We start from the raw sequence: 15,307 nt of genomic DNA, 5'->3' as shown, positions 1-15,307 counted from the left end.
GGCCGGGCGGCAGGTGTCGCCCGCGCAGCGGATCTACGGCGTGGAGGGAGCGAGACACGTGATGGAAAGAAACGGACGTACACGCAGGGCGGCCTCGGTCATCGTCGCCGCCGTCATTCTCCTGCTCGCGCTCAGCGCGTGCTTCCCCGGCGAGAACCCCGCGGTGCGCACGGCGCCACCGGGCCAGGCGCCCGCCGGCTTCCTCCTGGGTCTGTGGCACGGGTTCGTCGCCCCGTTCACCTTCGTGATCTCGCTCTTCACGGACGACGTGAACGTCTACGAGGTCTACAACAACGGGAACTGGTACGACTTCGGCTTCGTGCTCGGCGCCGGCATCCTGTTCGGCGGCGGCGGGGCCGGGGCCCGCCGCAGGCGGCGCTAGCCCGGAGCGGCAGCGCGTCACGCCGGCGTCACGCCCCGGACCGTAGCTTCGCTCCGACCGGCCGAGGAGCGAGACCGTGGCCGGGAGGAGGCGGTATGGATCGGACCGTGACGGAACAGCCGTTCGCCATGGCGCTGGCGGAGGGTGCGGGCGCGGGCGTCGCGCGGGAGGCCGAGGACCCGGTGACCCGCCGGACCCGCGAGACCTTCGCGGCCTACTCCGAGCACCACGACCCCGGCTACTACGCCGAGGACGCCACCTTCACCGACATGACGAACCCGGGCCGTCCCCTGGTGGGCCGCGAGGCGATCGGCGCGATGCTCGCGACGTTCTACGGGGGAGCGTTCGCCGACGGCACCTACAGGACCGAGAACCAGCTCGTCGCGGGCAACCGCGTGCTGCTCGAGTTCACGTTCCTGGGGACGCACACGGGCCAGTTCGGCGACCTCGCCCCGACCGGCCGCTGGGTGGAGCTGCCGATGATGAGCGCCTACCACGTCGAGGACGGGCTCATCCGTTGGGCGCGGCTCTACTACGACTCGGCGAGCCTGCTCAGGCAGCTCGGCGTGATCGGCTGACGGCGGCCCAGGCAGGCTCGGACGGCTAGCCCGTGCGTGGAGGCGCGGCGGCGGCCACCGGCGGGTGGCCGCCGCCGGTTCGCCTTCAGACGGCCCGCAGCGGCGTCACGTAGGCCTCCACCGACCTCACGCCCATGCGCTTCATCACCGAGACCCGGTGGTGACCGTCCTCGACGTAGTAGTCGCCGTCCAGCTCCACGAGCTCGACGGGCGGCAGGCCCTGCTGGCCCTCGAGGGCCAGGTACACGCCCGCCCAGCGCTCCTCGTCGTGGCTGACGAGCGGCAGGAAGCCCGGCGCGTAGTCCCCCGCGCGCTGGACGCTGCCGATGACGCGGTCGAGGGGTACCTCGGTGAGCCGCCGCGGACCGCGGACGAGCGTGCCGGTCCTGCCGCGCCCGGCGTCGGTCCCGCTTCCGGGAGCTGCCTCGCCCAGGGTGCACACCCGCGCGCAGCGGCGCATGAGACGCGCCACCGCTCCGCGCAGGCGGCCGGCGGCGTGGGCCCTGCGGAACTCCGACCTCGCCCGGTGCAACCCCAACACTCCTCCCGCGAACAGGCTCACAGCGCCTCCCCTCCGCCCCGCCGGGCGTCCGAGCAGGACCGTTTCTGAAACGATTCTGCTCTGAATCGTTTCAGTATGTATGCTGGGCCCATGGCTGTCAAGGCTCGGCGGGGGAGGCGAGGGCACGACCGAGCGGGGCGCCCCGGCGCCGCCGGCAAGCGGCCGACGGCTCCCGCGGGCCGCGTGACGATCAAGGACGTCGCCGCGGCGCTGGGCGTGGCCCCGTCCACCGTCTCCAACGCGTACAACCGGCCGGACCAGCTCTCGGCCGAGCTGCGACAGCGCGTCCTGGCCACGGCCGAGCGCATGGGGTACGCGGGGCCGGACCCGGCGGCGCGGGGCCTCAGGCTGGGCGTGAGCAACGTCCTGGGCGTCGTCTACCCCAGCGAGCTCTCCTACGCCTTCACCGACCCGGCCGCGGCGCTGTTCATCGAGGGCATCGCCCGCGAGGCCGAGGCGGCCGGCTACGCGCTCATGCTCATCGGCACGCCACCGTGCGACGACGAGGCGCTGGTGCCGGTGAGGACCGCGAACGTCGACGGGCTGATCGTGCACTGCTTCGCCGACGGCGACCCCCACTTCGACGTCGCGCTGGCTCGCGGCCTGCCCATGGTGATGGTGGACAACCCCGGCGTGGGCGGCGTGCCGCACGTGGCCATAGACGACGAGGGCGGCGCGCGCCAGGCCGCCGCCCACCTGCTGGAACGAGGGCACGAGCGCCTCGGCGTCATAACGCTGGACCTGGCCCTGGAGGCCCGCCGCGGCGTCGCCGACCTCGCGCGCCAGGAGGGCGCCAGCTACTTCTCCGTCCGGGCCAGGCTGGCCGGCTACCGAGCGGCGGTCGCGGCGGCCGGGCTCGACTGGGAGCGCGACGTCGTCGTCTACGAGACGCCCGAGAACGTGCCCGCGGAGGGCGCGAGGGCCGCGGCCGCGCTGATCGGGCTCCGGCCGCGGCCGACGGCGATCCTGGCCATGAGCGACCAGCTCGCGTTCGGCGCGCTGGGCCACCTCCGTGAGGCGGGGCTCGAGGTGCCGGAGGACGTGGCCGTCGTGGGCTTCGACGACCTCCCCTCCGCCGCCCGCACCACGCCGCCGCTCACGACGGTCCACCAGCCCACCGTCGAGAAGGGCAGGCAGGCGGGTCGTCTGCTGATCGCACAGCTGAGGGGCGAGAGGGCGCCGGCGTCGGTCGTGCTGCCCACCCACCTCGTGGTCAGAACGAGCGGCTGAGCGGCGCGCGCGGCGTTCGCGACGTCGCGCCGACCCGCGCCGGGCCCGGCGGCGCGGCGCGCACCGCCGGCACGGCCGTCTCCGGCCGCTCGCCCCCTCGCCGCCAGAAGGGCGCTATGCTCCACGACCTATGACGAGGGACGACGTCTCAACGTACTCAACGTCTCCCGACCGTCGGGACCGGCCGAGCGCGCCGACCACGCCGACCGGGCAGATGCGGCGCCGGCTGCTGGCGATCGAGCGCCTCATCGCGGCGGTGGTCGTGGTCATGCTCATCGTGGGCGTGCTGCTGATCCTGTGGGACGTGGGCGTGGGCATCTGGCGGGGACTGGGCACTGGCTCCGGCGACTTCGGCCTGACGAACCTGCTGTCCCAGGCCCTGCTGGCGCTGATGATCGCGGAGATCATCGGGTCGGTCGCGGCGCTGCTGGAGGGCGGCGTCCTGGACCCCGTGCCTCTCCTCGTCATCGGCATCATCGCCAGCATCAGGCGCCTCCTGGTCATCAGCGCCGAGGCGGCGAACGTCCTCGCGGACGACATCGAGATCCCCACGAGCATGCTCGTCGAGCTCGGCATACTCACCGCCGCCATCGGGATCTTCGCCTGGTCGATACGCCAGGTGCGAGCCGCCAGGCACAAGGAGGAGCCCGGCGGCTGAAGCCGGGAACGAGCGGCTCCACCCTCACCGACCGCTGGCCGCCAGCGCACGGGAACGACGCGTCCAGCGCAGCGGCGGCCAGCTCTCGGGCCCCGCTGTCCGCAAGCGCACGGAGACCACCCCGCGCCGGGACATACGTCCCTGCGCCCGTAGCTCGACGGGGTTTTTCTTGGACTCGGTTGTCCGAGTTCCAGGAGGTCTCGATGCATCCCCCCGTTCCAACCCTGAGCCCCTCACCGGTGAGCGGTGCGCATGTCGTCCCGTAGCGCCTCGGCGTCGGTGGCGACGCGCGCGCCCGCGGGCAACGGCCGGGCCCACGAACACAGCCGGCCCCTCGCCGTGCCCAAGGCGAGCCTGCGGCCGCAGCCGGAGCGTGACACGGCGTGGACGAACCTCATCTACGCCTACCTCGGCTGCGCCGCCTTCTGGCTCGTCGTCGGCACGTTCATCGGCGAGTACCTGGGCATCAAGCTCACCGCGCCCGACCTCGAGCACGTCCCGTGGCTGTCCTACGGGCGGCTCCGCCCCGTGCACACGAACACCGTCTTCTGGGGCTGGTCGTCGCTGGCGCTCATCGCGCTGGCCCTCTACGTCGTGCCGAAGACCAGCAACCGACGCCTCTACTCGTTCCCGCTCGCCTGGGCGAGCCTGGCTCTCATCAACCTCTCAGTGGTGATCGGCGACGTGCTCCTCATGTCGGGCGTCAACAACGGGGGGCAGGAGTACCGCGAGTACGTCTGGCCGGTGATGGCGATCTTCGCCGCCGGCGCGATCCTCGTGGCCTACGACCTCATGCAGACGATCGCCAAGCGCGAGGTCGAGGAGATCTACATCTCCAACTGGTACATCGTCGCGGCGTTCCTCTGGACGATCGCCGTCGTCGTGATCGCGTACCTGCCCTTCTACCAGACGAACCCGATCAGCGAGTCGGTGATCCAGGGCTACTACATGCACATGGGCGTGGGCATGTGGTTCACGCCGCTGGCGCTGGGCCTCACCTACTACTTCCTGCCCAAGCTGCTGAACAAGCCCATCTACTCGTACTCGCTGGGCGTGCTGGCGTTCTGGACGCAGATGCTCTTCTACACGATGATCGGCGCGCACCACTTCGTGTTCGCGCCCACGCCGTGGTGGATCCAGACGGTGGCGATCATCTTCAGCGTCGGCATGCTCGTGACGCTGGCCGCCGGCACCGGCAACTTCCTCCTGACGATGCGCGGCAGCTTCCGCACCGTGGCGCGCAGCTACTCCCTGCCCTTCATCCTGGCGGGCATCCTCGCCTACTTCTTCTGGTCCGCCCAGGGGTCGCTGGAGGCGCTGCGGTCGCTGAACCACGTCTGGCACTTCACCAACTTCACCGTCGCCCACTCGCACCTGACGATGTACGGCTTCGTCGCCTTCCTCATCTGGGGCGGGGTCTACGGCCTCGTTCCCAGGCTCACCGGCAAGGAGCCGCCCGCGCTGACCGTGGGCGTGCACTTCTGGTTCGCCTTCGTCGGCCTGGCGTTCTACGGCGTCGCGCTGATGATCGGCGGCACCATGCAGGGCCTGAGCTGGATCGCCGGCGCCCCGTTCATCGAGTCGGTGAAGACCATGGTGCCGTTCTGGCTATGGCGCGCCGTGGGCGGCAGCCTGATGTTCCTCTCGCACCTCGTCTTCGCCTACAACCTCTGGACCATGCGACCCGCCAGGGCGCAGGCCCCGGTGAGGGCGACGGTGCCCGCCGCGAGGCCCGCCTGATGAACATGCACAGCAACCACAGGCTCCTGTTCGCGACCATCCTCCTCGGCTTCCTGGCCCTCTCCGGCGTCATCGCCGTGGCGCCGGCGGTCTGGGTCGAGAACAACACCGCGCCCCTCCCCGGGAGCGAGCCGCTGACGGCCCTCGAGCGCCAGGGCCTGGGTGTGTACGTCTCCGAGGGCTGCGTGGCGTGCCACACCCAGCAGGTGCGGCCCATCGCCATGGACAGCGTCTGGGGACGCCCCTCGGTGCCGGGCGACTACGCTCGCGTGGAGCCCGCGGGCGCCCTCAGCCCCTACGCCCCGGCGGTACTGGGCTCGTCGCGCACCGGCCCGGACCTGACGAACGTGGGCGCCCGCCAGGCGAGCGACACCTGGCACTACCTGCACCTGTTCAACCCGCGCATCGTCGTGCCCGACTCGGTGATGCCCGCCTACCCCTGGCTCTTCGAGGTCGTGGACGAGGCCGGCGAGGGCGACGTGGTCGTGCCCGTGAGCGGCGAGCACGCGCCGGACGAGGGCCAGGTGGTGGCGAGCGAGAGGGCCCGTGCGCTGGTGGCCTACCTCCTCTCCCTGAAGCAGCTGGACATCGAGGCCACCTCAGGTCATAGCGCGGGAGGTGAGGCGCAGTGACCGCGCTCCTGGCTCATGCGGTGGCGCTCGCGGCTCAGGCCGCGGGCTTCTCGGCGACCGCCGAGGGCCACCACGCGCAGCCCGGCGGAGCTCTCGACTACGCGATCTCAGCCGTGGGCATCGCGATCGTCCTGTGGGTGATCTACGTCGCCGTCGCCCGCTTCCTCCACCCGCGCGAGACGGCCGCCGACCACATCAAGCGCAAGGTCATCGAGGAGAGGCCGTGACGCAGGACGCTCCCGAGAACGACCGCATCGACGTCTTCCTCGACGACGACCCCACCCCCATCGCCAGCTACAGCCCGCCGCTGCGGTTCGAGCTCGACACCACCGCTCTCTCCGACGGGCCGCACCGGCTGCGCATCGAGGCCTACGACTCGTTCGGCACGAAGGGCGTGAAGGAGGTGCCGTTCACGGTCCGCAACGGGCCGGGCATCACCGTGACCGGCGTGCGCGACAACGACGTGCTGGAGGGCACGGTCCCCGTGCTCGTGAACTCGTTCGGCGGCGCCGTCGAGAACCGTTGGGAGCCGTCGCGCGCCGAGACGCCCGCGCCCATCCCGAGCTGGGCGTGGGTGCTAGTGATCATGCTCGTGGCGTTCGGGCTCTACTACGGCGTCCAGCACTGGAACCCGCCGGCCGACCAGCTCGCCGCTGCCGCCGCGCCGGCCGCCGCCGGGTCGCCGCGCTCGGGCGCCGACGCGACGGGCGGCGCGGGCACGGCCGGGGACGCTTCGGCGGCGCCCGCCTTCGACACGGCGCTCGGGGAGAGCGTCTACGGCACCAACTGCGCCAGCTGCCACCAGGCCGGCGGGCAGGGCATGCCGGGCGTCTTCCCGCCGCTCGCGGGCGACCCCGTCGTCACCGCCGACGACCCCACCGAGCACATCAGGGTCGTCCTGCACGGCTTGCAGGGCAAGGAGATAGGCGGCGTCTCGTACGTCTCGCCGATGCCCGCGTTCGGCGGCCTGCTCAGCGACGAGCAGATCGCGGCCGTCATCAACCACGAGAGGACGAGCTGGGGCAACGACGCGCCGCTCGTCACGCCGGAGGACGTCGCGGCGCAGCGCTGACGGCGCAGACCGAGGCGCGAACAGCGTCGGGGGCGCTGCATATAGTGGCTCATGCGGCTGCGGACCCTGGGAGGCCTGCGGCTGGAGGGGTCCGACTTCGCGCGTCCCAAGCCCCTCCTGCTGCTCACGTACCTCGCCGTCGAGGGACCGCAGCACCGCCGCCACCTCAGCGAGCTCTTCTGGCCGCGGGCCGCCGCGCCGCTGTCGAGCCTGCGCACGGCGCTCGCGCAGCTCAGGCGCGGCGCTCCCGGCGCGGTGGAGGCCGACGGCCAGCGGCTTAGGGCCGCGGTGCCCTCGGACGTGCAGGCGGTCCTCGCCGGCGCCGCGGACCCGCTTGCGGAGCCCGACTACCCCGGCGCGTTCCTCGACGGCCTCCGCCTGCCCGACTGGGGCGAGGAGCTCGAGGAGTGGGTCTACGCCACGCGCGAGCTCGTCGCCGAGACCGTCAGGTCGCGGCTGCTGGCGCGCGCCGAGGTCCTGGCCGGCGAGGGCGGCGTCGCCGCGGCGGCGGAGCTGGCGGAGGCCGCCTACCGGCTGCCCGGCGCACCGCCGCCGGCGCCCGAGACGATAGAGCGCGCCCACCGCCTGCTGGCGGCGGGGGGCAGCCCCCACGCGGCGGCCCTGCGCCGCGAGGCCGAGGAGTACGGCATCGTCCTGCGGGCCGTGCCGGCGGCCCCGGCGGGGCGGACCGCCACGCCCTCCGCGCCGCCCACGAACCTGCGGCCCCGCGCCGCCTCGTTCGTGGGTCGCGACCTCGAGCTGGTCGAGCTGGCGCGGCTCCTCGCCGACCGCGGCAACAGGCTCGTGACGCTGGTGGGGCCCGGCGGCGCGGGCAAGAGCAGCCTGGCCTGGGCGGCGGCGCACCAGGAGCTGAGGGGCGGCACCTTCACCGGCGGCGTCTTCCTGGCGTCTCTCGAGGGGACGCCCGACGCCGCCGTGGCGGCGACCGTCGCCGACGCCATGGGCCTTGGTCCCGTCGACACGGTGCGGGAGCTGGCGGAGGCGCTGGGCGACCGGGGGGTCCTGCTCGTGCTCGACGGCTGCGAGGGGCTCGTCGGCGGCCTTGGCGATGTGGGCGAGCTGCTCGAGGCCTGCGAGGGCGTCACCGTGCTGGCCACCTCGCGCGAGCGCCTCGGGCTGCCGGGCGAGCAGCTCTTCCCCGTCGACGGCCTGCCGCTGCCCGGGGCCGGCGAGGAGGGGTCGCGGGCGCAGTACCTCGACTCCGTGCGCCTCTTCGCCCAGCGCGCCAAGCGCGTCGACCTCGCGTTCGCCCTGGACGAGCGGTCCCTGCCCCACGTGGCGGCGATCTGCCGCGCCGTGGCCGGGTCGCCGCTGGGCATCGAGCTGGCCGCGGCCCTCGTGCGGGTCCTGACTCCCGAGGAGATCGCGGCCGAGCTGGAGCGCGACCTCGACCTCCTCGGCACGGCCGACGCCGGCGTGCCGGACCGGCACCGCAGCCTGCGGGCCGCGTTCGACCACTCGTGGGACCGCCTCGGCCCCCGGGAGCGCGACGCCCTCTCCGCCCTGGCGGCCTTCGCCGGCGGCTTCACGCGCGAGGCGGCGTCGCGGGTCGCCGGCGTCACGGTGCCGGTGCTGGCCGCGCTCATCGACAAGTCGCTGGTCAGCCTCCGGCCGGGAGGCCGGTACGAGACGCACCCCCTGGTGCGGAAGTACGCCCTCGAGAGGCTGGCGAGGGACCCGCGGCGCGAGGCCGCCGTGCGCCGCGAGCTCGCCGCCTACCTCATCGAGCTGTGCGGTGACGCGCGGGCCGAGGCGAAGGGCGCCGCCGACGCGGGCGCGCGCGCTCGGCTGGAGGCCGAGGTCGAGAACGTGAGGGCCGCGCTGGCTCGGGCGCTCGCGGCGGGCGACGGCGCCACCGCCCTGAGGCTGGCGTCCGCCGCCTGGCTGGAGTGGCACGACCGCGGCAGGTGGCGCGAGGCGAGGATCTGGCTGGAGCGCGCCGTGGCGGCGTGGGACGCGAGCCGTCGCGCGGGCGGTGGAGACCTCGCGCGGGCGGTCGACGGGACGCCTGGCGGTGCGCCCGACGGCGACACCGCCGACGACCCCGAGCTCGACGGCGCGCTGGCCGAGGCGCTCCTCGGCATCGGCGTGCTCGCGGCGGCGCAGGGCGACCTCGCGGAGGCGCGGCGCAGCACCGAGCGCGGCCTGGCCGTCAGCGAGCGCCGCGGCGACCGCGCGCGCGTGGGGACGCTCCTCAACCACCTCGGCGTGATCGACCTGAACGAGGGCCGGTTCGAGGCGGCCGAGGCCCGCCTGCGCGAGGCCCTGGCGGTGAGGCGGGAGCTGGGCGACGAGCGCGCCGCGGCCGCCACGCTCAACAACCTGGGAGCCCTGGCCGGCAGGCTGGGGGACACGGCGTCGGCCAGGCGCCACTACGAGGAGAGCCTGAGGGCCTTCCGCCGCCTGGGCGACAGCTCGGCCGTGGCCATCCTCCTCGGCAACCTGGGGGACGTCGCCGAGTACGAGGGCGACCTCGCCGCGGCCGAGGCCTGCTACGACGAGAGCCTGGCGCTCCACCGGCGCCTGGGGTACGAGCCCTACGTCGCCAGGTCGCTCGTGCGCCTGGCGGCCGTGGCTCGTCGCCGCGACCAGGCGGACGCGGCGCGCTCGCTGTGCCTCGAGGCCCTCGCCAAGCTGCGCGACCTCGGCGACCTGTCGGGCGCGGCCGAGTGCCTCAACGAGCTGGCGCTGGTCCTGGCCGGGTCGGGCCGGCCGGAGCTGGCCGCCTCCGCCTGGGGCGCCATGTCGACGCTGCTCGAGAGGGCGAACACGCCGCTGCAGCCCAGCCTGCGGGCCGAGCACGAGGAGGCGGTGGCAGCCGCGCGCGACGCGGCCGGCGACGGCGCCTTCGACAGGGCGTGGCGGCGCGGCAGCGGCTTCACGCTCGACGACGCCGTCGAGTTCGCCCGCGAGGCCGCCGGCGTCGCCCCCGCCTCCGCCCCGCCGTAGGCGACGCAGCCCGGGACGGCGTCCAGCACCTCGCCGAGCGACATGCCGGCGCGGGTCCCGAGGAGCAGCCTCGCGCCCTCCGCCCCCGAGCCCGCCATCAGGAACCCCCGGGGCCAAGGTGCACTAGCCGTCGCCCTCGGCGGGCGGGTACGTGATCCTCTCGCCAGCGACCCGCGCGAACGTCGTGAGGCGGTGGGGCCTCGCGCTCTGCTCGGCCAGGATGTCGAGCACCTCGATGCCCCTGACGGTCAGCGCGTCGCCGATCAGCCAGCGGTGGCAGCGCCACGGCATGGACTCGGCGCACATGATGGCCAGGTCGCCGCCCTGCGCCAGGTCGAGGAGCTCGTCCACGGCCGCGGCGAACTCGGGCGTCTGCATGTAGTCGGCGAAGCCGCGGAAGGAGTCGTTCTGCCAGGCGCCGTTGGGGCTGTCGGTCCGCGGACGGCGCCTGCCGCCCAGCTCCTTCATCCAGCGGTAGTCGACCCCCGCCGCCGGCAGGCTCTCGGCCAGCGCCTCGCGCGCGAAGTGGGGGTAGCGCCGCGACGCCGGCACCGACCTGACGTCGACGAGCCGCCGCACGCCGTGCGCAGCGAGCAGGCGCAGGAACTCGTCGAGGGAGCGCGTCGAGTGGCCGACCGTGTAGACCGTCGTGGCAGGCACGGCTACAGCGTAGCGGCCGGGCGTCGGCGCCGGGACCCGCCAGGTCCCGGACCTGGGAGCGGCCCAGGGTCGGCCCGAGCGGTCGCCCGCCGGTACCGTGCCTGCCCCTCTCACGGCGTCCGTGGACCAGCGACGCCGCTCTCCCGCTCGTCTCATCTCGACGCTACTGGCATGAGCCGCCAGGCGGACGCATACTGCGAGCCGAGATGGCCGTCATGCGGCCGCCGAGCCGGCCCGAGACACTACCGCTGTCCGCCGCGCTCCGCAGCGCCTTCCTGGGCTACTGCCCCAACTGCATGCTGGGCAGGATCTTCCGTGGCCTCCTGCGGCCCAAGGCCGCGTGCGACGTGTGCGGCATGCTCTTCGAGCACCAGGGCGAGACCTGCACGGCCACGGCCGTGATCCTCTACTTCCTGATCTGCTTCGGGCTGGGGATCGAGGGCCTGACCCTCGGCCTCATCTTCGGCCTCTTCCCCGGCTTCATCCCCCTGCTGATCGTCAGCGCCGCCGTCATGTTCGTGGTGCTGCACCGGCCCGTGCGCGGCCTGTGGGTGTGGTGCCTCTGGCGCCTGGGCTTCCTGCAGTAGGGTCCGCGCCGGGCGCGGGAGCGAGTCCGGTCGCGGGCCGCCAGTGTGGCGAACCGGCCAACTGGTGACCGGTTTGAGTGGGAGCATCCCTCATGCCGGAGATCACCACCGACGAGACCGAGAGCCCGCTGCGAGTCGCTTACGCCATGTGGCCGCGCCTGAACGAGCGCCTGCGCGGTACCGTGGCCGGCCTCACCGCCGACCAGCTCGCCCTCAAGCCCTCGCCGGGGCAGTGGCCGCTGTGGGCGACGATCGGCCACCTCGCCTGCCAGCGCGTCTTCTGGCTGTGCGACTTCGCCGGGGAGCCGGGTGCCGACACCACGCCCTTCACCAACGCCGCCTACCACTGCCCCGGCGACGACGACCTCGAGAACGTGCTGAGCCCCGAGCAGCTCGTCGCCGCCCTCGACAGCACCTTCGCGATCGTCGCGCGCTGCCTCGACACGTGGACCGTGGCGTCGCTCGCGGAGACGATCCGCCGACCCGAGTTCGGGCCCGACTGGGTGATGGGCCGCGGCGAGCTGCTCTCCCGCACCTACGCCCACGACGTCTGGCACGTCGGGCAGGTCTCGCAGACGCTCAGCGCCAACGGCTTGGCCAGGATCGACATCTGGTAGCGCCCGGCCAGGAGAGGGCGCAGACCGCGGGTAGCCGGTAGGTCCGCCGCGCACCGGAGGTCGCGGGCGCGGGACCGCGTGACGACGAGACGCCGGCACGGCGCGGCCGGCTCGTGCTCCTACCCCGCCGCCGCGCCTACCCCGCCGCGGCGAGCCCCTTGCTGAGCCGCTTGTTCACGTACATCCTGGCGTCGGCCTCCAGAAGGAGGGCCTCGGGCACGAGGCCGTCCTCCGGGAACGAGGCCGCGCCGATGTCGATGTGCAGCCGGCGTCCGCCGATCTCCACGTGGGCGACGGCCCGCGCGAAGCGCTCGGCGACCTCCCACGCGGCGTGAGCCGCGGTCTTGGGGAGCAGCGCGACGAACTCGTCGCCTCCCCAGCGGCCGATGGCGTCGCCGGGGCGCGAGGCGCCCTCGAGCGCCTGGGCGACGCCCGTCAGCGCCGCGTCGCCGGCGGCGTGGCCCTGGGTGTCGTTGAGCAGCTTGAAGTTCGTGAGGTCCATCACGAGGACCGCGTACGGCTCGTGCGAGTGGGAGCTGCGCGCGTGCTGGCGGTCGAGCAGCCGCACGAAACCGGCCCGGTTCACCAGGCCGGTGAGCGGGTCGGTGCGGCTGGCGCGCACCAGCTCGTCGCGGTGCTGCGCTGAAGCCAGCAGCGTGGCGACCGGCGGACCGAACAGGGCCAGCGTGCGCAGCGAGTCTCGGCCGAAGGCGTCCTCGCGCGTGAAGTTGTCGAGGTTCAGCAGCGCCAGGACCCGCCCCCGGTACGTCACGGGGAGACAGACGGTGCACATCATGCGCTGCATGTCCCCCGCGCGTGCGGGCCGGTCCGTGCCGGCGGCGTCGCGGCTGAAGGCCGCCAGGTCGACCTCGCCGCGGCGCAGTATGCGGGCGCGCCCGGCGTCCCAGCCGTCGTCGCCGCAGCGGTACCAGGCGCGCGCCTCTGTCTCGTTGAGCTTCACGTCCTGAAGCTCCCGGATGTCGAAGCCGTCGACGGCCACGTACCTGAACTGGTCCCACTCGCCGCGCCGCACGAGCAGGCTGCCCGCCTCGGCCCCAGGCACGTGGCGGATCGCCGCGTCGAGGACCTGCTGGTAGAGGCCGCGCGTGTCGCAGTCGAGGACGCGAGAGTATAGGTCGAGCACGCACCCCTGGAGGGTGGACGCCTTGGCAGACTCGAGGACGATCGCGAGCTGCTGGCAGACGCTCTCGAGCAGGGCGACGTCGCCGGCGCTCACGTGCGCGTCCTCGCGGAAGTTCAGGCAGAGGGCCACGCGGTGCTCGCCGTCACGCCCGATCGGCAGCACGAGCAGCTGGGGGCCGAGGTCCACCGTGACCCCGTCGATCCCGCGCGGGTCTGCCGCGTAGTCGCGGGTGAACCACGGCTCGCCGCTGAGGCAGGCGCCCCACGAGAACCCCTTGGGGAAGGGCGCGCCTTCGTCGCAGAGGTCGCGCACGACGTCGCTGCCGACCCCGAGGGCCGCCACGCGGACCATGCGGCCGCGGTGCTCGCCCATCACCACCCCCGAGGTGGCGCCGACCGCGGGAACGATGACGTCGAGGGCGGCGGAGGCGGCCTCCTCCAGCGACGTCCCCTCGGCGACGCTGGAGTAGAGCTCGCCGGTGATCCTGGCCTCGAGGCTCTGCGACTCCAGCGTGAGCCGGCGGCTCACGCTGGCGGCGAACACCTCGAGGGCGCTGAGCTCGTGCGGCAGGTACGGGGTATGTCGCTCGACGTTGAGCACCGCGACGACCTCGTCGCGCTCGAATATCGGCAGCGCCAGCTCGACGGGGTAGGCCCCCGCGGTGAGCAGGCGGTAGTCGGGGTGCGAAAGCGCGTCGGTGACGTAGATGGACCGGCGCTCCGACGCGGCGCGTCCGACGATCCCGTCGGTAGGGACGACCAGACCGGGGGCGAGCCGCGCGTCGTTGCTGGCGGCCAGTCGGAGGTGGCCGTCGGGGTGCCTGGTGGTGACGGTGACGTGACCCTCGCCGTTGTGCCACAGCACCGCCGGGAGCAGGGCGAGGGCCTCCCCCCTGGCCGGCGGGAGGTCGGCCAACGCGGCCAGCAGCCTCCCCCGGTCGAGCCTCTTCCTCGCCTCGTTCGCTACCAACTTCGGGCGTTCCCCATAGTGCAGCTCGGCGCTCCTTTCCGCAGGATTCTTCACTTCCCGGTGTCACGGTTTCCTTACGGGCCCGTATACGCTCCCGTCGGCGTCCCTCCGCGGCCGCGGTCCACGGACCTCCGCGGGCGCCGGCCCGAGAGGCCGCGGCGGTACCATCGCCGGGACGTGAAGGCCGCGGAACGGCAGCCGACGGACCTCCAGGAGGAACTCGGACGTACCTACCGTCGCTTCGCCGAGGGGCGGGCCGGGGAGGAGTCCCCGCTGCACGCGCGCGTGGCCCTGGCCCTCGGCGGCTCGCCCGCGGCGCTCGACGCGCTGTCGGCGCTGCCCACGCGCGGCAGGAGCCCGGCTCTGGTACTCGCGGCCCTCCACTACCTCGCCCTGAAGGGGCGCGCGCCGTCCCTGGCCGACGCGTACGCGGCGGGGGACCAGGACGCCGCGGCCTCCGCGGCGGTCGACGCCCTGGTGGGCGGGCCCGAGGAGGTGGCCGCGGTCGTCTCCCGTCGGCAGGTGCCGCACCACCTCGCCAGGCCCTACGCCGTGCTCCACCCGGCCATCGGCGCGGTGGCGCGCCGCGTGGGCGCCGGGGCCGTCGGCCTGGTCGACGTCGGCTCGCCCGCGGGGCTGAACCTCCTGGTGGACGGGGTGAGCATCGCCTACAGCGACGGCCGGCGGGCCGGCGAACCCGCCTCCCCCGTCGCGTCGGTCTGCAGGGTCGTGGGCGAACGGGCCGTTCCCACCGAGCCGATCCCCGCGGTGGTCGCCCGCGTCGCCGCCGGCACCGCGCCGTTCGACGCCGCGGACGCTGACGACGCCCTGTGGCTCCGCGCCTGCCTGGCGCCCGACGACCGCGACGGCCTCGCGGCGCTCGCGGCCGAGCTGGCGCTGGCGTCCGCGGCTCCGCCCCGGCTGGTGAGGGGCGACCTCGCGGAGGCGGTGCCGCGAGCCCTCGACGCGGTGCCGCCGGACGCGCTGCCCGTCGTGATCACGACCTGGTCCCTCTCGCGCCTGGCCGCCGCGAGGCGCGGGAGGTTCCTGGAGCGCCTTGAAGAGGCGGCGCTCGGCCGACCGGTGGCCTGGGTCGCGGTGGAGGGGGTAGGCGTCGCGCCGTCGGTGCCCACGCTCGGCGACCGCCCCGCGTCCGGTCACAGCATCGTGGGGCTGGCCGTGCTAGGACCCGAGGGCCGGTGGTTCGCCGCCGCCGGGCGCTGCTGGTCGCGGGGCAGGGTGCTCGAGTGGCTGGGGGCCGGCTGACGCGCCCCGAGGGGAGCGCGCGGCGCCGTGGCGCGAGGACGGCGCCGACGATCCGCCCTATGCTCGCAGCCACACCACAGGCCGCGGCGCCGGGCGGCCCGAGGAGGCGTGAGGATGGCGAGGCTCGTGTTCGAGATGTCCCAGTCGCTCGACGGCTACGTCGACGGGCCCAGCGGCAGGCTCGAGCTCCCCGTGCCGGACCCGGAGCTCTTCTACAGCTTCGTGGAGATGACCAGGGGG

At 74.0% G+C, this 15,307-nt stretch carries 15 protein-coding genes; 12 read left to right on the top strand and 3 right to left on the bottom strand.

Annotated elements, in window-relative coordinates; translation table 11 throughout:
- Nucleotides 1-61: 61 nt before the first annotated feature.
- Both VF202_06370 and VF202_06365 read left to right on the top strand, forming a co-directional pair.
- A complete protein-coding gene (locus VF202_06370) occupies nt 62-382 on the top strand; it encodes a hypothetical protein (protein HEX7039715.1) in 321 nt (106 codons plus the stop codon).
- Nucleotides 383-477: 95 nt separating this feature from the next.
- Nucleotides 478-960, top strand: coding sequence for an ester cyclase (locus VF202_06365; protein HEX7039714.1), 483 nt, complete (start codon nt 478-480; stop codon nt 958-960).
- Between the two features lie 85 nt (nt 961-1,045).
- On the opposite strand, the gene VF202_06360 is transcribed toward VF202_06365, so the two are convergent.
- On the bottom strand, nt 1,046-1,522 hold the full coding sequence (locus VF202_06360; GenBank protein HEX7039713.1) for a hypothetical protein: 477 nt from the start codon (nt 1,520-1,522) through the stop codon (nt 1,046-1,048).
- A gap of 90 nt (nt 1,523-1,612) precedes the next feature.
- On the opposite strand from VF202_06360, the gene VF202_06355 reads away from it, so the two are divergent.
- The 7 genes from VF202_06355 (at nt 1,613) to VF202_06325 (ending at nt 9,824) form a co-directional block, all read left to right on the top strand.
- On the top strand, nt 1,613-2,752 hold the full coding sequence (locus VF202_06355; GenBank protein ID HEX7039712.1) for a LacI family DNA-binding transcriptional regulator: 1,140 nt from the start codon (nt 1,613-1,615) through the stop codon (nt 2,750-2,752).
- A 214-nt stretch (nt 2,753-2,966) separates the two neighbouring features.
- On the top strand, nt 2,967-3,410 hold the full coding sequence (locus VF202_06350) for a phosphate-starvation-inducible PsiE family protein (protein ID HEX7039711.1): 444 nt from the start codon (nt 2,967-2,969) through the stop codon (nt 3,408-3,410).
- Nucleotides 3,411-3,662: 252 nt separating this feature from the next.
- A complete protein-coding gene (locus tag VF202_06345; protein HEX7039710.1) occupies nt 3,663-5,150 on the top strand; it encodes a cbb3-type cytochrome c oxidase subunit I in 1,488 nt (495 codons plus the stop codon).
- Nucleotides 5,150-5,782, top strand: a complete 633-nt coding sequence (locus VF202_06340) for a cbb3-type cytochrome c oxidase subunit II (protein HEX7039709.1) — start codon at nt 5,150-5,152, stop codon at nt 5,780-5,782. The genes VF202_06345 and VF202_06340 overlap by 1 nt, the downstream gene beginning before the upstream one ends.
- Nucleotides 5,779-6,009, top strand: coding sequence for a hypothetical protein (locus VF202_06335; protein HEX7039708.1), 231 nt, complete (start codon nt 5,779-5,781; stop codon nt 6,007-6,009). Before VF202_06340 ends, VF202_06335 begins: the two co-directional genes overlap by 4 nt.
- Complete coding sequence (locus tag VF202_06330; protein ID HEX7039707.1) at nt 6,006-6,854, top strand: cytochrome c; 849 nt, start codon at nt 6,006-6,008, stop codon at nt 6,852-6,854. Before VF202_06335 ends, VF202_06330 begins: the two co-directional genes overlap by 4 nt.
- A 51-nt stretch (nt 6,855-6,905) precedes the next feature.
- The gene (locus tag VF202_06325) at nt 6,906-9,824 is read left to right on the top strand and encodes a tetratricopeptide repeat protein (GenBank protein HEX7039706.1); all 2,919 of its coding nucleotides are present in this window, start codon (nt 6,906-6,908) and stop codon (nt 9,822-9,824) included.
- A gap of 123 nt (nt 9,825-9,947) precedes the next feature.
- Here the strand turns inward: VF202_06325 and VF202_06320 are convergent, their stop codons facing one another.
- Nucleotides 9,948-10,484 carry a DUF488 domain-containing protein gene (locus VF202_06320; protein ID HEX7039705.1) on the bottom strand — a complete coding sequence of 179 codons (537 nt, stop codon included), beginning with the start codon at nt 10,482-10,484 and terminating at the stop codon, nt 9,948-9,950.
- 206 nt (nt 10,485-10,690) lie between these two features.
- Here VF202_06320 and VF202_06315 point away from each other — a divergent pair, with 206 nt between their 5' ends.
- Together VF202_06315 and VF202_06310 are read left to right on the top strand one after the other, a co-directional pair.
- Entirely contained in the window at nt 10,691-11,071 is a 381-nt protein-coding gene (locus VF202_06315) for a hypothetical protein (GenBank protein ID HEX7039704.1), read from the top strand.
- A 92-nt stretch (nt 11,072-11,163) separates the two neighbouring features.
- On the top strand, nt 11,164-11,688 hold the full coding sequence (locus VF202_06310) for a DinB family protein (GenBank protein ID HEX7039703.1): 525 nt from the start codon (nt 11,164-11,166) through the stop codon (nt 11,686-11,688).
- 136 nt (nt 11,689-11,824) lie between these two features.
- Here VF202_06310 and VF202_06305 read toward each other — a convergent pair whose 3' ends face one another.
- Complete coding sequence (locus VF202_06305) at nt 11,825-13,801, bottom strand: sensor domain-containing diguanylate cyclase (protein HEX7039702.1); 1,977 nt, start codon at nt 13,799-13,801, stop codon at nt 11,825-11,827.
- Between the two features lie 177 nt (nt 13,802-13,978).
- Between VF202_06305 and VF202_06300 the strand changes: the two genes are divergently transcribed.
- Complete coding sequence (locus VF202_06300; protein ID HEX7039701.1) at nt 13,979-15,067, top strand: DUF2332 domain-containing protein; 1,089 nt, start codon at nt 13,979-13,981, stop codon at nt 15,065-15,067.
- Nucleotides 15,068-15,307 lie beyond the last annotated feature (240 nt).

This window comes from Trueperaceae bacterium (assembly GCA_036381035.1).
In the GTDB taxonomy this organism is placed as follows: domain Bacteria; phylum Deinococcota; class Deinococci; order Deinococcales; family Trueperaceae; genus DASRWD01.
The sequence above is the reverse complement of the archived record's forward strand: the minus strand, read 5'-3'. Positions and strand labels throughout refer to the sequence as shown.

Excerpts from the sequence above, each read along its gene's own strand:
- VF202_06370 (HEX7039715.1), top strand. The coding sequence starts at position 62 with ATGGAAAGAAACGGACGTACACGCAGGGCGGCCTCGGTCATCGTCGCC.
- VF202_06365 (HEX7039714.1), top strand. The coding sequence starts at position 478 with ATGGATCGGACCGTGACGGAACAGCCGTTCGCCATGGCGCTGGCGGAG.
- VF202_06355 (HEX7039712.1), top strand. The coding sequence starts at position 1,613 with ATGGCTGTCAAGGCTCGGCGGGGGAGGCGAGGGCACGACCGAGCGGGG.
- VF202_06350 (HEX7039711.1), top strand. The coding sequence starts at position 2,967 with ATGCGGCGCCGGCTGCTGGCGATCGAGCGCCTCATCGCGGCGGTGGTC.
- VF202_06345 (HEX7039710.1), top strand. The coding sequence starts at position 3,663 with ATGTCGTCCCGTAGCGCCTCGGCGTCGGTGGCGACGCGCGCGCCCGCG.
- VF202_06340 (HEX7039709.1), top strand. The coding sequence starts at position 5,150 with ATGAACATGCACAGCAACCACAGGCTCCTGTTCGCGACCATCCTCCTC.
- VF202_06325 (HEX7039706.1), top strand. The coding sequence starts at position 6,906 with ATGCGGCTGCGGACCCTGGGAGGCCTGCGGCTGGAGGGGTCCGACTTC.
- VF202_06315 (HEX7039704.1), top strand. The coding sequence starts at position 10,691 with ATGGCCGTCATGCGGCCGCCGAGCCGGCCCGAGACACTACCGCTGTCC.
- VF202_06310 (HEX7039703.1), top strand. The coding sequence starts at position 11,164 with ATGCCGGAGATCACCACCGACGAGACCGAGAGCCCGCTGCGAGTCGCT.